The 2,115-nt window shown below is 56.6% G+C and carries 2 protein-coding genes; one reads left to right on the forward strand and one right to left on the reverse strand.

Features of this window, described 5'->3' with window-relative positions:
* Positions 1-18: 18 nt before the first annotated feature.
* Positions 19-747 carry a S24 family peptidase gene (locus ACZO3G_RS14645; protein WP_486847374.1) on the reverse strand — a complete coding sequence of 243 codons (729 nt, stop codon included), beginning with the start codon at positions 745-747 and terminating at the stop codon, positions 19-21.
* A gap of 61 nt (positions 748-808) precedes the next feature.
* Between ACZO3G_RS14645 and ACZO3G_RS14650 the strand changes: the two genes are divergently transcribed.
* Complete coding sequence (locus tag ACZO3G_RS14650) at positions 809-1,999, forward strand: IS256 family transposase (protein ID WP_486847375.1); 1,191 nt, start codon at positions 809-811, stop codon at positions 1,997-1,999.
* Positions 2,000-2,115: the final 116 nt, after the last annotated feature.

Below are 2,115 nucleotides of genomic sequence, written 5' to 3' on the forward strand. Positions count from 1 at the left end.
TTGTCCAATAAACAGGACTTATAAGACTCGCCCCACAATTCGGAACTCCAGTTCCGGCGATGCTGGCTTCGGTGCATATGCCTTGTTGTAAGACACCATAACCGGCTGCATCCGCCGCACGCCGTCACTGCTGAGATATGCTTCCGGATCATCCGGTTCCTGTTCGGCATACGCCTTGATATAGCCTTGTCCATCGTAAATCATGACGCCAACTTCGCCGGTACGGAGTGTCTCACACCGCTGCACCCAGACGATCTGACCGTCATGATAGACAGGCTCCATGCTGTCGCCGGATACGCGAACCCCGAACTCTGCACCATCTGGGATGCTGCTCTCCGGAAAGCTGACCATTTCGAAGTTTCCCTCGTCAAGAAACGCGCCTGTACCAGCGGATACCGGCAGGTCGCTGACCGGCATATCCAGATAGCGGATCTCCAGCACTGGCGGTACCTCCCGATACTTCCCGGATGCAATCAGATCCTCCCGATACTCTTTCACTTTTCGACGCCCCTCTGCGTTCAGCAGGGGGCGTTTTGTATTGCTCACAAAATAATCAAAGCCATCCTCCAGATGCAGCGCAGCACAGACGGCCAGAAGCTGATACGCACTTGGAATCGATATGCCCTTTTCCCACTTGTTCACCGCAACGCGCCCAATGTCCACGCCATATCCCATCAAGATCTGACTGAGCTGCTCCGATAAGGTACAATAAGTTGCGCAAATTGAAAACCGCACAAAAGAAGACATAGCTTGCAGGCTCTGGTAGAATGAAGTTACCACACAAACATTCGAAAGGAGCAAGCAAACTATGTCCGAGAAAATTGTACAGCTGAATGAGGAAATTATCAAGGGGCAGCTCAAAGAATTAGTTCGAGGAAGTGTAGAAGAGACGCTGAACGAGCTGCTGGAAAAGGAGGCGGAGTCGCTGACGCAGGCGGCCCGCTACGAGCGCAGCGAGGCCCGCCAGGGCTACCGCAGCGGTCACTATGACCGCGGCCTCACCACGACCTCCGGCGACGTCACGCTCCACATGCCGCGGCTCAAGGGCGTGTCCTTCGAGACGGCCATCATCGAGCGGTATCGCCGCCGGGAGAGCAGCGTGGAGGAGGCGCTCATCGAGATGTACCTGGCGGGCGTTTCCGTGCGCCGGGTGGAGGACATCACGGAGGCACTGTGGGGCAGCAAGGTCTCGCCCGCCACCATCAGCGAACTGAACAAGAAAGCCTACGTTCACATCGAGGACTGGCGGAACCGCCCGTTGCAGGGCGGGCGCTATCCGTATGTTTATGTGGACGGCATCTACCTGCGCCGCAACTGGGGCGGAGAGTACGAAAATGTTGCTGTTTTGGTGGCGATCGCCGTGAATGAGGACGGTTTTCGTGAGGTTTTAGGCGCTGCCGAGGGCATGAAGGAGGACAAGGCCAGCTGGGTCAGCTTCTTCCAGTGGCTGCGCGGACGCGGCTTGGACGGCGTAAAGCTCGTCGTCGGTGACAAGTGCATGGGGATGCTGGAGGCCGTGGGCGAGGTGTTTCCGGACGCCAAATACCAGCGCTGCACGGTGCATTTCTATCGCAACGTTTTCTCTGTTGTGCCCAAATCCAAGGTCAAAATTGTGGCGAAAATGCTCAAGGCGATCCACGCCCAGGAGAGCAAAAAAGCGTCCCGCGAGAAGGCAAAGGCTGTTGTTGCCGAGCTGCGCGCCATGAAGCTGAAGGAAGCCGCCAAGAAGGTCGAGGACGGCATTGAGGAGACACTGACCTATTGCGATTTTCCCGGCGAGCATTGGACCCGTATCCGCACCAACAACGTGATCGAGCGGCTGAACCGGGAAATCCGCCGCAGGACCCGCGTAGTGGGGACATTCCCTGATGGCAACTCCGCCCTGATGCTGGTCTGCGCGAGACTCCGCCACGTGGCGGGCACCCAGTGGGGCAACAAGAAATACATGAACATGAAGCACTTGGAGGCGGTCATGGACGACGCCTCTATTGCCGGCTGACTTCAGGTCTGCCGGAGCCTGCAAACAATTTTGCGCATAAATCTTGACGGCACCCCCAAACGGTTCATAGGTCAGCAGTTTTTTCTTCCAAAGTGTTTCTGCATCAATGATCTGTT

This window comes from Anaerotruncus sp. (assembly GCF_057433415.1).